This window comes from Mesorhizobium sp. Mes31 (assembly GCF_024519675.1).
GTDB lineage: Bacteria > Pseudomonadota > Alphaproteobacteria > Rhizobiales > Rhizobiaceae > Mesorhizobium.
The window spans coordinates 18,777-32,352 of the sequence record NZ_JALJRL010000002.1; the positions used below are offsets into that span (position 1 = coordinate 18,777).

At 64.1% G+C, this 13,576-nt stretch carries 16 protein-coding genes; 7 read left to right on the plus strand and 9 right to left on the minus strand.

From position 1 onward, the window contains the following. Positions 1-171: 171 nt before the first annotated feature. The gene (locus NR193_RS02745) at positions 172-867 is read right to left on the minus strand and encodes a ribonuclease HII (RefSeq protein ID WP_256749361.1); all 696 of its coding nucleotides are present in this window, start codon (positions 865-867) and stop codon (positions 172-174) included. Between the two features lie 153 nt (positions 868-1,020). Continuing rightward, complete coding sequence (locus tag NR193_RS02750) at positions 1,021-2,175, minus strand: PA0069 family radical SAM protein (RefSeq protein WP_256749814.1); 1,155 nt, start codon at positions 2,173-2,175, stop codon at positions 1,021-1,023. Positions 2,176-2,325: 150 nt separating this feature from the next. Between NR193_RS02750 and NR193_RS02755 the strand changes: the two genes are divergently transcribed. After that, positions 2,326-2,853: a glycosyltransferase gene (locus NR193_RS02755; RefSeq protein WP_256749362.1), complete on the plus strand. Its 528-nt coding sequence runs from the start codon at positions 2,326-2,328 to the stop codon at positions 2,851-2,853. A 146-nt stretch (positions 2,854-2,999) separates the two neighbouring features. Beyond that, positions 3,000-3,974, plus strand: a complete 975-nt coding sequence (locus tag NR193_RS02760; RefSeq protein ID WP_256749363.1) for a hypothetical protein — start codon at positions 3,000-3,002, stop codon at positions 3,972-3,974. A gap of 7 nt (positions 3,975-3,981) precedes the next feature. On the opposite strand, the gene NR193_RS02765 is transcribed toward NR193_RS02760, so the two are convergent. From NR193_RS02765 to NR193_RS02795, 7 genes are all read right to left on the minus strand, one after another. Continuing rightward, positions 3,982-4,404 carry a GFA family protein gene (locus tag NR193_RS02765; protein WP_256749364.1) on the minus strand — a complete coding sequence of 141 codons (423 nt, stop codon included), beginning with the start codon at positions 4,402-4,404 and terminating at the stop codon, positions 3,982-3,984. A gap of 142 nt (positions 4,405-4,546) precedes the next feature. After that, on the minus strand, positions 4,547-5,101 hold the full coding sequence (moaB, locus tag NR193_RS02770) for a molybdenum cofactor biosynthesis protein B (protein ID WP_256749365.1): 555 nt from the start codon (positions 5,099-5,101) through the stop codon (positions 4,547-4,549). Then, complete coding sequence (locus tag NR193_RS02775) at positions 5,088-6,008, minus strand: 4-(cytidine 5'-diphospho)-2-C-methyl-D-erythritol kinase (protein WP_256749815.1); 921 nt, start codon at positions 6,006-6,008, stop codon at positions 5,088-5,090. Before NR193_RS02775 ends, moaB begins: the two co-directional genes overlap by 14 nt. 5 nt (positions 6,009-6,013) lie before the next feature. Continuing rightward, complete coding sequence (locus tag NR193_RS02780; RefSeq protein ID WP_013896713.1) at positions 6,014-6,199, minus strand: membrane protein; 186 nt, start codon at positions 6,197-6,199, stop codon at positions 6,014-6,016. A gap of 141 nt (positions 6,200-6,340) precedes the next feature. Beyond that, on the minus strand, positions 6,341-7,201 hold the full coding sequence (locus NR193_RS02785; protein ID WP_256749366.1) for a S49 family peptidase: 861 nt from the start codon (positions 7,199-7,201) through the stop codon (positions 6,341-6,343). Positions 7,202-7,280: 79 nt separating this feature from the next. Continuing rightward, positions 7,281-8,081: a tRNA1(Val) (adenine(37)-N6)-methyltransferase gene (locus tag NR193_RS02790; RefSeq protein WP_256749367.1), complete on the minus strand. Its 801-nt coding sequence runs from the start codon at positions 8,079-8,081 to the stop codon at positions 7,281-7,283. A 4-nt stretch (positions 8,082-8,085) separates the two neighbouring features. Continuing rightward, positions 8,086-8,310 carry a DUF2007 domain-containing protein gene (locus tag NR193_RS02795; RefSeq protein WP_091576439.1) on the minus strand — a complete coding sequence of 75 codons (225 nt, stop codon included), beginning with the start codon at positions 8,308-8,310 and terminating at the stop codon, positions 8,086-8,088. A gap of 204 nt (positions 8,311-8,514) precedes the next feature. On the opposite strand from NR193_RS02795, the gene NR193_RS02800 reads away from it, so the two are divergent. The 5 genes from NR193_RS02800 to NR193_RS02820 all read left to right on the plus strand — a co-directional run bounded on the left by NR193_RS02800 (position 8,515) and on the right by NR193_RS02820 (position 13,506). Continuing rightward, positions 8,515-9,531 carry a polyprenyl synthetase family protein gene (locus tag NR193_RS02800; RefSeq protein WP_256749368.1) on the plus strand — a complete coding sequence of 339 codons (1,017 nt, stop codon included), beginning with the start codon at positions 8,515-8,517 and terminating at the stop codon, positions 9,529-9,531. 120 nt (positions 9,532-9,651) lie between these two features. Further along, complete coding sequence (locus tag NR193_RS02805) at positions 9,652-10,320, plus strand: GntR family transcriptional regulator (protein ID WP_256749369.1); 669 nt, start codon at positions 9,652-9,654, stop codon at positions 10,318-10,320. A 107-nt stretch (positions 10,321-10,427) separates the two neighbouring features. Next, complete coding sequence (locus NR193_RS02810) at positions 10,428-11,027, plus strand: biotin transporter BioY (protein ID WP_256749370.1); 600 nt, start codon at positions 10,428-10,430, stop codon at positions 11,025-11,027. A 25-nt stretch (positions 11,028-11,052) separates the two neighbouring features. Further along, complete coding sequence (locus tag NR193_RS02815) at positions 11,053-11,493, plus strand: DUF1284 domain-containing protein (protein ID WP_256749371.1); 441 nt, start codon at positions 11,053-11,055, stop codon at positions 11,491-11,493. Between the two features lie 237 nt (positions 11,494-11,730). Beyond that, positions 11,731-13,506, plus strand: a complete 1,776-nt coding sequence (locus NR193_RS02820) for a tetratricopeptide repeat protein (protein ID WP_256749372.1) — start codon at positions 11,731-11,733, stop codon at positions 13,504-13,506. The last annotated feature ends 70 nt before the right edge of the window (positions 13,507-13,576 follow it).

Consider the following 13,576-nt stretch of genomic DNA (forward strand, 5'->3'; position numbering starts at 1 on the left):
TCCCAGGGCGGAGCAGGAGCGAAGCGAAGTCGCGGAGGGCCCTGGGATCCAGGCCGTGATCTCGGAGCGCTATTGCCGTGCAGAAATTCCGATCTGCGGCATCCGGTGGCCAAGGTCACGAAATGGTTCCTCGGGTCAAGCCTGAGGAGACGAAGACGCGTGCCGGACCGATCAATCAAGCCCGGCCAGGCTCTCGTCTTCCGCCACCTCGGTGCCGCCCAGCCTGAACGGCGCGAAGGACACGCGGTGCAGCCGCGCGATAGGCCCATGCGCCTCGATCGCCGTGCGATGGCGGACCGTGGCGTAGCCCATGTGGACCTCGAACCCATAGCGATCGTGGTGGTTGCCGCAACCGCACATCATTCTGTCACGCATCACCTTGGCGACGATCGAGGCGGCGGCGATCGATTGCGAACGCTGGTCGCCCTTGATCAGCGCCCGCCCCGCGCAAGGCAGGCCCGGTGGCACGTCGCGCCCGTCGGCGAGCGCGAGCTTCGGCTGAACAGGCAGGCCGACCAGCGCACGGCGCATGGCCTCCAGGCTGGCCTTGAGGATGTTGCTGCCGTCGATGCCCTCGGCGCTGATGGACGCCATCGAAACGCCCAGCGCGGAACCGAGAATTCGCAGGAACAGCGCCTCGCGCTGCAAGTGGCTGAGGCGCTTGGAATCGTCGAGCCCGTCTGGAATGTTGGCGGGGTCGAGCACCACCGCCGCGGCGACCACTGGCCCCGCCAAGGGGCCGCGGCCGGCCTCATCCATCCCGGCCACTGGCCACAGTCCGTCGGCCATCGCCTTCGTCTCGAAGGAGAAATCGGGCTTCTCGACGATTTCGAAGAGAAGCGGAGAATCGGAACGCGCGCGAGCCATGTTGCGGCGAGGTTCGCATCGGCTCCGATTCTCCGCAAGCCCCTCCGGGTCGGGTGGGGCGCCGGACCGGGAGGGCACCGTCTGCAGGCCGGGGCAGGCCGGACGGGATTCTTGTGCTGCGGCAGATCAAACCGCCGCAGTGAATGGAACTGCTCAAAGCAGCGTCAGCTGCAGCTGGTCCTTTCCGGCGGAAACGAACTGGTCGGTCCGAAGCGCACGCCGTTCGACATTGAGGCCAAGCCGCTTGGCGGTGATCTCGAAACGCCGGCCGATCTGCCAGGCATAGGGACCGGCACCCTTCATGCGCTTGCCCCATTCCGAATCATAATCCTTGCCATCACGCATCGAACGGATCAGCGACATCACGTGGCGGTAGCGGTCGGGATAGTGGCGCAGCAGCCAGTCCTTGAAGATCGGGCTCACCTCCAGCGGCAGGCGCAGGATGACATAGCCCGCCTCGCGCGCGCCGGCCGCGCGTGCCGAATCGAGGATGCGTTCCATCTCGGGGTCGGTCAGGCCGGGGATGATCGGCGCCACCATCACCGAAGCCGGAATGCCGGCATCCGAAAGCTGCCGGATTGCCTCCAGCCGCTTGGTCGGCGTCGATGCGCGCGGCTCCATCGTTCTGGCCAGCATGCGGTCGAGCGTCGTCACCGACAGCGCCACCTTGGCCAGCCCACGCTCGGCCATGCGCGAAAGAATATCGATGTCGCGCGTCACCAAGGCGGACTTGGTGACGATGCCGACCGGATGGCCGCGTGCTTCCAGCACCTCGAGGATCTCGCGCATGATCCGGTACTGCTTCTCGATCGGCTGGTAGGGGTCGGTGTTGGTGCCGATGGCGATGGTGCGCGGCTGATAGCCGTCCTTCGACAGCTCCTTGTCGAGCAAGCGCGCCGCATCCGGCTTGGCGAACAACTTGGATTCGAAATCCAGACCCGGCGATAGGCCCATGAAACTGTGCGTCGGCCGGGCAAAGCAATAGACGCAGCCGTGCTCGCAGCCGCGATAGGGGTTGATGGAACGGTCGAAGGAAATGTCGGGCGATTCGTTGCGGGTGATGATGGTGCGCGGCTTCTCGACCTGCACTTCGGTCTTGAAGGGCGGCAGTTCCTCCAGCGAATTCCAGCCGTCATCGAAGACATGCCGGCTGACCGGCTCGAAGCGCCCGGAAGGATTGATGCCCGCCGACCTGCCGCGATTGCGGTCCGGACGGACACGCATGCCGCTCTGCTCGATCATTGCATTGGCCATCTCGGCTCGTCCTGCCCCGAAAGCTGCAATGTCGGCGCGCACGATCTGTTCCATTTTCGCCCGCTCCCAGGGACTGTCCATGTTGTGTCGAATCGCTCGTGTCATGAAATTATTCCTATTTTGCCGATGAGAACAAAGCAAGAACTTTTTATGGTGCGGCGCAAGAACTGGCGCTGTGCGCCGCTTTCCGCTATTCGGCTAATGATGCTCAGCGTTCTCATAGAAACCCGAAATGACGAGGAGGCTCTCGCCCGCACGCTCGCCTCGCTGATTGGCGGCGCCGTCGAGGGCGTGGTGCGCGAAGTCATCGTCTGCGACACGGGTTCGACCGACCAGACGCATCGTGTCGCCGAGCATGCCGGCTGCCAGTATGTCGCGAGCGGCGGTGTCGTTGCGGGCATCCGGCAAGCCAAGGGTGACTGGCTGTTGCTGCTGGAGCCCGGTGCGCGGCTGGTGGAGGGCTGGATCGACGAGGTCGTTGCCCACACGGCGAGGCAAACCATGGCGGCGCGATTCTCCCGGGCGCGCGGCAGCCGCGTGCCATTCCTGGCCCGGGTCTTTTCGGGAAACCGCGCTTTGGCCGACGGATTGGTGATCGGCAAGCAGCAGGCCGCCGCCGCGGCCAAGAGTGCTGGCAGCGCCGAGGCCATCGCGCGCGGCCGCGCGACAAAGCGGCTCGACGCCGAGATCTGGGTGGCGCCGCCGAAGCAAGAGCACCGCACCCCGAAGTGATTTTTTTGCAGGTGCTCTCTCCATTGTGCATTGCACAAAATCTGACGCGGGATTAGCCTCCAGTCGAGGTGGGTGAATTGGGTTTGGGTCATGTCGAGTGCTGAGCGCCGATGCGTATCGGTGCCGCTCTCATAGCCGAGGATCCGATGAACCTTTCGACGTCAGACAAATCCGGCGCTGCCAGTCTCGAGGCAATCGCGCGCAGTGGCAGCCTGCTGCGCCGCATCGCCGTGCGCATTCCGACCTATTTGACGGATCTGCGCGAGAACCCAGCCTGGCTGCCGATGTTCGTTCTGGCCCGCACAATGCCAGGGCGCCGGATGCACTGGCTGGGCGCAAAGCGCGCCCGTCCGGCCGACAATGCAGCGGATACGATGTTCGCCGGCATCGAGCGCGCCGCGGTGGTCGAAGCGCTGCGCTCCGACGGGCTGTTTTCAGGCCTGGTCCTGCCGCCGGCGATCCACGAAGAGATCGCGGATTTCGCCCAGCGCACGCCTTGTTTCGGTAATTTCGATCGCCGTCTCGAATTCATGCCGGGCGAGCATGCCGAGGCCGAGAAGCGCTTTGGCCGCTCGCTGCTCAGCGGCCATTATTTCGAACGCACACTCGACTGCGGTGCAGCGCTCGCCATCCAGCGCGATCCGCTGCTTCTCGACATCGCCGCGCATTATCTCGGCGGCCAGGCAAGACTGATCACGACGCGCGTCTGGTGGAGCTTTCCGACCGGCAAGGCCTCGGACGCCGACAAGAACCTTGCCTCGCTCGGTAAGTACCATTTCGACCTCGACGATTGGCGCATGCTGAAATTCTTCTTCTATCTCAAGCCCGTCGACGCCGACACTGGTCCGCATGTCTATGTCCGGGGCAGCCACAACCGCCGCGCCCTCAAGCATCAGCTCACCTTGCTGGTTGGCCATCCCGCGCAGGACGTTCTGGACGTCTACGGGGAGCATAGTCCGGTGACGCTGACCGGCGAAGCGGGCCTCGGCTTCGTCGAGGACCCGTTCGGTTTCCACATGGGCACAGTGCCGGCGCGCACGCCGCGGCTGATGATGGAGGTCGGCTTCGGCGTATCGCCGCCGTCACGCCGGCGGTTTCATGGAGAACCTGTCATCCGCTGAAAGAGAACTATTCGAAGCTTACTTCGACAGGCATCCAGCGCGCGCGGCGCCTGGCTTGTCGCTGCGCTTTGCTTTCCGCGTCGAAATCCGCAGGGATCGGCTTCTGATTGAACTGCTTTTGGTCGTCCAGGGCATTGATGATGACGATCGCCCTGGCGTCGTCGTCTGCTGTGATCGCGGCGACATAGACGCCGCATTCCCCGCAGATCAAATAGTCGGCCGTGCTCAGTCCGAACCGGTATCTGCGCAATCGCGCGCTGTCCTTGACCGAGATGATCAGCCTGCCGTCCGGGTCGGCAACGGCGCGCGAACCATGTTTGACACAGAACGAGCATTGGCAGGCGCGAACTTCGATTTGCGACAGGTCGAGCTCGGTCTCGAATGTCAGGCAAATGTTGCCGCAATGGCATCCGCCAGTATGCATGGTCATCGTATCTGCCTTGTCGTGAACGGCGATGATCGCCTTCAGGGCAAGATACTTTTCCGGGATCGGGTGCGGAATGGCGTTTCGAAGGCGTCGGTGCCGTTCTGCCTGGCAAACGCGACGCGAAACCGGTGCTTTGCCTCGGCTTTTACGGAGCCGATTTTCCGCGCCGCAGATGCTCGTCGAGGCGCGGCATGATCTCGACGAAGTTGCACGGCATGTGCCGGTAATCGAGTTGTGCTTTCAGGATGCCGTCCCAGGCGTCCTTGCAGGCGCCGGGCGAGCCCGGCAGCACGAAGACGAAGGTGGCGTTGACGACGCCGCCGGTGGCCCGGCTCTGGATCGTCGAGGTGCCGATCTTGTCGTAGGAGATGCGGTGGAACACTTCCGAAAAGCCATCCATGCGTTTTTCGAAGATCGGCTCCAGCGCTTCCGGCGTCACGTCGCGCCCGGTGAACCCGGTGCCGCCGGTGGTGATCACGACATCGATGGTCTTGTCTTTCGACCAGCCGAGCACCTTGTCGCGGATTTTTTCGCGGTCATCGGTGACGATATCGCGGGCGGCAAGCATATGGCCGGCTTCAGTGATGCGATCGGCCAGCACCTGGCCGGATTTGTCGTCGGCAAGGCCGCGTGTGTCCGACACGGTCAGCACCGCGATACGCACGGGAATGAAGGAACGGCTCTCGTCAATTCTGGCCATCAGCTCCCTCCGATGCAATGCTGCGCGTCGCCGCGACGAACCAGTCGGGCTGGCGGGTGCGGATCTCGGCGGCCGCGCGCTTGGCGACATTGCCGGTCTCGAACAGGCCAAAGCATGTCGCGCCCGATCCGGACATGCGCGAAAAACCCGATCCGGCCTTGTTCAGGCAGGAAAGCGCCCTGCCTATGGCGGGCTGGATGGCAAGGGCTGCCGGCTCGAGATCGTTGCGGGTGACCTCCAGCCAGTTGCGCAGGCTGTGAAAATCGATGATGCGCGGCAGCGGCGGCAGGCCTTCATTGTCGCGCTTCGACAGCGCGTTGAATATTTCGGCCGTCGAGACCGGTGTGCCTGGATTGACCAGCACCAGCCCAAGCGCCGAAAAGTCCGGCACCATCGATAGTTCGTCGCCAATGCCGCGCGCGACCAGCGGCTTTGCCGCCAGGCACATCGGCACGTCGGCGCCAAGCGAGAGGCCGATCCGCGCCAGCTCGGCGCCATCGATGTCCAGGGCCCAGGTCTCCGCCAGCCCGCGCAGCACCGCTGCCGCGTCGCTCGAGCCGCCGCCGACGCCGGAGGCGACCGGCAGGTTCTTTTCGAGCCTGAGGGCGACCGGTGGGGTTCTCTGCGGACCGGCCGCCCTGCGCAGGGCATCGCGGGCCTTGAGCACCAGATTGCTGGCGTCGAGAGGAACCGTCGGCGCGTAGCGGCCAGACACGGTGAAATCATCGCTGTCGGCGAGCGCGATCTCGACCCGGTCGCCAAAACGCGTGAACACCGCCAGGCTCTCGATCAGATGATAACCGTCCGGGCGCCTGCCTGTGACATGCAGGGCAAGATTGATCTTGGCATGCGCCGGCCAAGTGCGCGCACCGATGGCGGTGTCCGCAGCGTCTGATGTATGCGGGATGATGCTCAGTCCTTGGCCAGCCGGTATTCGCCGGTCTTCGGATCCTTCACCAGCGTTCCCATCGCGCCGTTCGCCGCCTGCTTCTCGGTGCGTCGCACCTTGGCCGTCACGCGTTCGGCTTCCCGCACGAAGGTGCGGTAGCCGAAATAGGCGGCGACACCAACGACGGTGAAGAAAATGATCTGCGGCATGTCAAAACTCCTCCCACGCTGGGCCGGCAAAGGCGGCCGGTCGGGTCGGTTGATGCATGTCGCCCAAAAGTGGATCCGGTTTTTGGGAAAACGACAGGCACAAGACTTCAGGCACTCATGCTAGACGGTTTTGCCCGGTTTTCAAAGCCCGAAGCGAGCCCACAGCGCGCGCTCTTCCGCCGCATCGATGACGCCGCTGGCGGCAGCCGCGGCAATATCGGGCGCCGAGAAGCCCTTGCTCGAGCCAAACAGGCCGAAGCGGCTGAGGAAACCGCGCGGCGCCGTGATCAGCCTGAGCTGGGTTTTCGATCCGAAACGTGTTTTCAGCACGGTGCGCATGTCGCCGAGCGCATCGACCAGGCCGAGCTCAAGGCCTTTCTTGCCGGTCCAGAACAGGCCGGTGAACAGGTCCGGATCGTCTTTCAGCTTCGTACCGCGCCGCTCCTTGACGAGATCGATGAACGTGTCGTGCACCTCGAGCTGCAGCGCCTTCAGGCGCTCGACGTCTTCCTTCTTCTCAGGCTTGAACGGATCGAGCACCGCCTTGTTCTGGCCGGCGGTGTGGACACGGCGCTCGACACCGATCTTCTTCATCAGTTCCGGGAAACCGAACGAGGCCGAAACCACGCCGATCGAGCCGACGATCGACGACGGATCGGCGAAAATCTCGTCGCCGGCGGCCGCGATCATGTAACCGCCCGATGCCGCGACGTCCTCGACGAAGACCAGTACCTTTTTGTTCTTTTCCGTCGCCAGGTCGCGGATGCGCTTGAAGATCAGCCGCGACTGCACCGGCGAACCTCCCGGCGAGTTGATGGAGACAGCAACCGCCGGCGCGTCGAAGGAAAATGCCTTCTCGATGAGGCCGGCGGTGGAGGCCAGCGACAGGTTCTGCCGGAACTGGCCGCCCGTCATGATCGTGCCGTGCAGCCGGATGACCGGAATGGTGACGACGGTGGAGCGCCAGGATTTCGGCAGCAGGCGGTTGAAAAGACGTTTCACGATGGCGCGGTCTCCAGTCGGTGGGTTGCAGGCATGTAGGGATTCCCCAGCCAACGGCAATGTGGGGGCCAAGAATAGCTCAGTCTCCGAACAGCGAGGCGAGACCGTTGGTGATCATTTCGCTGCGCTCGTCGGGACCGTGGCCCGATTGCGCATGAAGCATCAGGGGCGGGCGGATGGCGAGTTTTCCACGCGCTCCGAGCGTTGCCCGCACGACGATGCGGATCGCTGCGGCGTCGGGGCGGGGATGCACGGCGAGCAACTCGGCATCGCCGAAACGGCCTGCGAGGGCGTCGAGAATGGAGCCGAGCTGTTCGGGCCGCGCAATGACGGCAAGCCCGCCGCGCGGCCTGACCACCGCCGCGGCACTTCGGATCCAGCTCTCGAACAGCCCGTCTTCCATGACATGCGCTTCCTTTCTCAGGCGATCGGGCGTGGCCCGGTCGCGTGCGGCGTTGAAAGGCGGGTTCATGATGACGAAGTCGAAGTCATTGTCGGCGAGGCCGGCCGCCGCCCGAGCCAGGCCCGACACCGTGACATCGGCGACGAGCACGGACGCGCGATCGCTGAGATGGGCGTTGCCGGGGTGGGCAAGGGTGGCAGCCGCGAAGGCCGCCATTTCCGGTGCGCGTTCGACAAGCACGGCCTCGGCGGCCGGGCAGCGCGACAGCACCGCCAGGCCGGCGGCCCCGGCTCCGGCGCCGAAATCGGCGAGACGTCCGCCAAACGAGGATGGCACGGACGCCGCCAGCATCATCGCATCCATGCCGGCGCGATGGCCGCCATGCTTGGGCTGCACGAGCCAGAACCGGCCGCGATGGAAAGCGTCGACCGTGTGGGCCGGCGTGTCCGGGGCAAGGGCGGCTGGCGCGGCGGACATTATTCTATTTCCCGCGGATCTCGTTGGCGATGCCGGCGTCGGTCAGGATGCGCCGTGCGGCGTCTGCCTGGTCGGCGTCGACCATGATGCGTCGCGGCAGGATGCCGAGCGAGCCGTCGAGCACGCTCATGTTCTGGTCGGCGACGAAGCAACCGATGCCGGCATCGCGCATCAGCGATTCGACAAAGGAAATGATGACGGCGTCGTTGGTGCGGATGAGCTCTATCATCGTATGAAACTCGCAGCTTGCGCTATTGATGTAAACGGGCAGGGGATTCCGTGGCAAGCAGAGCTCCCCTTCGGCGTCGGTTGACACGCTGTCGTTGCCGCCGCGCCAATTCGCCACTTGCCGTGGCGGTGTCTGCCGCCCTAGAGTCCATGCCGGGACTAAGGGTGCCGTCGCACGCGTTATACCAAGACGGGAGTGATTGTCGTGGGTGTCGTTCTCAACATCGAAAACGGGAAGCGGGAGCCCGCCTCCATCAAGGATCTGATCGATCTGACGGCGGCCGATATGGGGCGCGTCAACGAATTGATCCTGTCCAAGGCCGGCTCCGATGTCGAGATGATTCCGGAGGTTGCCAACCATCTGATCTCGTCTGGCGGCAAGCGGCTGCGGCCGATGCTGACGCTCGCCGCGGCCCAGATGTTCGGCTATGTCGGCGAAGGCCACGTCAAGCTCGCCACCTCGGTCGAGTTCATGCACACCGCGACTTTGCTGCACGACGATGTCGTCGACGAGAGCGGCATGCGGCGTGGCAAGAAAACCGCCCGCATGATCTGGGGCAACCAGGCGAGCGTCCTGGTCGGCGATTTCCTGCTTGGCCAGGCCTTCCGCATGATGGTCGATGTCGGCTCGCTCGAAGCGCTCGACATCCTGTCGAGCGCCGCCTCGATCATCGCCGAGGGCGAGGTGATGCAGCTTGCCGCCGCCAAGAACCTCGAGACCACAGAGGATGAACATTTCGCGGTCATCAAGGCCAAGACCGCGGCGCTGTTTTCCGCTGCCGCCGAGGTTGGCCCCGTCATTGCCCAGGCGACCCGCAACGACCGCGCGGCACTGCGCTCCTACGGCATGAATCTCGGTCTTGCCTTCCAGCTGATCGACGATGCGTTGGACTATGGCGGCACCAGCAAGGACCTGGGCAAGAATGTCGGCGACGATTTCCGCGAGGGCAAGGTGACCTTGCCGGTCATTCTCGCCTATCGGCGCGGCACCAAGGCCGAGCGCACCTTCTGGAAGCGCGCCATCGAGGACAATGTCGTCGATGACGCCGGGCTGGAAAAGGCGATCGGCCTGATGACCCGCCACGGCGCGATTGCAGATACGATCGGGCGCGCCAGCCATTTCGGCGAGATCGCCCGCGACGCGCTGGCGCCGCTGGAAGTAACGCCGCAGAAATCGGCGCTGATCGACGTCATCGATTTCTGCATCAGCCGGGTGAACTGACAAGCGCTGCCGCGCCTCTCCGGCGCGGCTGACGAATACACACCCGCGCAGGAAGGCAATCCGCCGAATCCGGGTCCTGCCGTCTCGACAAGCTGCCTTGCCGCAAATTATCTATAAAAAATGGCAAAGGGCACAGACGACACCATCGCCGTCCGCATCAGCAAGGTACTGGCGGATAGGATCATCTCGGGCGCGATAGAGCCAGGAGCTCGGCTTCGGCAGGACCATGTCGCCGAGGAATTCCACACCAGCCATGTTCCCGTGCGCGAGGCCTTCCGGCGCCTCGAAGCGCAAGGGCTGGCCGTCAGCGAGCCGCGCCGTGGCGTGCGCGTGGCGGCTTTCAATCTGGGCGAGGTCAAGGAGGTCGCCGAAATGCGGGCCGCACTCGAAGTGCTGGCGCTGCGCCATGCCGCGCCGCACCTGACGTCAGCCATTCTCGATCTGGCCGAGGAAGCGACCAAGGCCGGCGACAAGTCCCGCGATGTCCGGTCATGGGAAGACGCCAACCGCGCTTTTCACCGGTTGATCTTGGCGCCGTGCGGCATGCCGCGCCTGCTCGCCACCATTGACGATCTGCACGCCGCGAGTGCGCGCTTCCTGTTCGCGGCATGGCGCTCGGAATGGGAGACACGCACCGACCAGGACCACCGGGCGATATTGACCGCCTTGCGGCAGGGAAACACCGAATCGGCAGCCGTGACGCTGGGGCGGCATGTCCAATGGATTGGCCGCAAGCCGGTCAAGACGGCCTCGGGGGCGACGCGCGAGGCCTTTGCAATCGTGGGTTAGACAGCCCTTTGCGACGGGAAGGCTTGCTATCTCCTGGGAATTGTGGATTCGATAATAGATCGAAAACAGAAATTATCTATAATTTGCAATCGATCGAAGGAATCCCAATGGCAGACATCGCATTCACCTCCCGCAAACCTTCTTTCAGCCCGCTCAGGCTCCAGGATCGCGCTCTCGGCTGGCAGGTCGGAGCCGTTGTGCTCGGCACGCTGTTCCTGGCGTTGTCGTCCTACATCGAAGTTCCGATGGTGCCGGTTCCGGTGACCATGCAGACTTTCGCCGTGACGCTCATTGGCGCGCTCTATGGTTGGCGGCTTGGTGCGGTCACCATCGCCGCATGGCTGGTCGAGGGTGCGGTGGGCTTTCCGGTCCTGGCCGGAGGCGCGGCCGGCGTAGCGCATTTCGTCGGGCCGACGGGCGGCTATCTCTTCGCCTTCCCGATCACCGGCGCGCTTGTCGGCTGGCTGGCCGAACGCGGCTGGAACGGCAACAGGGTGGTGCTTGCCTTCGCCGCCATGCTGCTCGGCAACCTTGCCTGCCTGGTTCTGGGTACGGCATGGCTCGCAGTCATGATCGGCGCCGAAAAAGCCATTACTTTCGGCTTCCTGCCGTTCGTCGTCGGCGGACTGCTCAAGTCGGCGCTCGGTGCTGCGACGCTCAAGCTGTTTTCGGGCTACAAGCGGGAGCCGAGCGATCTCAGGCCGTAAGAACAATCTCAGGCCGTAAGAACAAATGACGATAAGGCTGCGCGCCCATCACCTCCTTTGCCTGCTCACCTATGTGGGCAAGGGATACAGCCCCGCCTTCACCGCCAATTACGACGGGATCGCGGATCGCCTGAGCCGTGGCGAGGACATCCTGGTCGTTTCCGGCCCGGACGACGTCTGCGCGCCGTTGCTGGACGAGCCGGAACCGCACTGCCTGCGCGAGAGCGCGGTGGAGCGGGACCGGCTCGCGGCGGCGGATGTGGAGGAATTGCTGGCGCGGCCAATCCGGGTCGGCGCGCGCCTCGACCTCGATGCGGCGGCCCTGGCGCGGATGCGGCAGGCGTTTTCGGCGGGCCTCGTGCGCCAGGCCTGCGGCGGCTGCGAATGGAACGAGCTGTGCAGCACGGTCGCGGCCGGTGGGTATCACGATACGCAGGTGCAGCGGTCCGTGCCGGGCAAACGCTGATCGCGGTGACGCAATCCCAGTGATTGAATCTGTGATATAGTCGGTTCCGCCAGCGTCAGGGCGGAAATTCCAAGCGGAAAACTGTCCCTTGCCGCCATGGTTTGTTAATCGGGTGACCCGATTGTGAATTTGAGGCGGATTGAAGCGTGACCCCAAAAAGGCCATGCTTTGCTTGGAAAGATCGAGTCTACGTCGATCCCGCTGACGCGGAGATGACGCCTGGCTGAAAGGGATACGATGCGGCAAGGACGTGCGCGCTGGCTGACAGGGCTGGCAATTGTGGCAGGCATGGCGATCTCGGCTTTGCCGTCCCATGCCAAGCAAACCACCGAACCGGTCAAGATCACGTCTTTCTCGGGGGCATATCTGGCCGCGCGGATCGCCGAAGGCGACAATGACCTCGACAGCGCCATAGCCTACTACAAGCAGGCACTGGCCTTCGACCCGAGCGACACCGGCCTGCAGCAGAGCCTGATGCTTTCGCTGATCGCTCAAGGGCGCTTCGACGAATCCCTGGTCTATGCGGACAAGCTCAAGGAAGTTCCCGATGTCGAGCGCTTCTCGCGCCTGGCACTGGCCGTCGATTCCTTCCACAAGAAGGATTTCACCAAGGCGCAGTACTGGCTCAAGCTGTCGCTGGAATCCGATCTCGACCGGCTGATCTCCGGGGTCATGTCCGGCTGGGCCGAACAAGGCGCCGGCCAGGCCAGCGATGCGATGGCTTCGATCGACAAGCTGCAGGGGCCGGACTGGTTCGGCCTGTTCAAGTCGTTCCACCGCGCGCTCATCGCCGATGCCTCTGGTATGCCCGAGAAGGCCGAAGCAATCTATGCCGCGACAATGCAGGATACGACCGCCGGCGGCGCCGCACCCGAAACCTGGATGCGCAACGCCCAGGCCTATGCCTCGTTCCTCGCCCGCAAGGGCGACAAGGCCAAGGCGATTTCGGTGCTCGACCAGGCCGAGGCGTTTTCGCCCGGCAAGCTGGAAATCGTCGCCTTGCGCGACAGGATCAGCAAGGGCGACAAGATTGCGCCCATGGTTGCCGGTCCGTCCGACGGCGCTTCCGAAATCCTGCTCGATCTCGCCACCGCGCTCAACCGCGGCGGCGGCGAGCCGTTCGTCCGTCTTTATCTGCAATACGCCCTGGCCTTGAAGCCCGACAGCGACGCCGCCCTGGTGCAGCTCGCCGCTGTCTCCGAGCAGTTGAAGGACGGCGAGGGCGCCATCGCGCTCTATCGGCGGATCCCAGACACTTCGCCGCTGAAGGAGCTTTCCGACCTGCAGCTCGGCCTCAACCTTGCCGATCTCGACCGTCACGATGAGGCGATCACCCATCTGAAGGCGTTCGTCAGCGCTCACCCCGATGACATGCGCGCCTATCTGGCGCTCGGCGGCGTCTATTCCTCGAAGGACGATTTCCGCTCGGCCGCCAACCTCTACGACAAGGCCGTCGAGGTGCTGAAGACGCCGACCGCCGCCAACTGGAACATCTTCTACCAGCGCGGCATCGCCTATGAGCGGCTGAAGGAATGGCCAAAGGCCGAGCCCAATTTCCGCAAGGCGCTGGAGTTGCAGCCCGACCAGCCGCAGGTGCTGAACTATCTCGGCTATTCCTGGGTCGACATGAACACGAACCTCAAGGAAGGCCTGGCGATGATCCAGAAGGCCGTCGACCTCAAGCCAAGCGACGGTTACATCGTCGATTCGCTGGGTTGGGCCTATTTCCGCTTGGGCCGATTCGACGATGCCGTGCGCGAAATGGAACGTGCCGTGTCGCTGAAGCCGGAAGATCCGGTTCTGAACGACCATTTGGGCGATGCCTACTGGCGCGTCGGCCGTAAGCTCGAAGCCACCTTCCAGTGGAACCAGGCCCGCGACCTGAAGCCGGATCCCGATGTGCTGGCCACCTTGCAGCAGAAGCTGATGAAGGGCTTGCCGCCGATCGAATCCAACACGGCGCAGGAAACCCCGAAGGTCAAGCCCGAGCCGGTGCCTGCCCCGAAGGGCTGAAGCCCGGCTCTATGAATGCGAACGGGGCTCTTCGGAGCCCCGTTTTCGTTTGGATCGATTGTATCGTCTA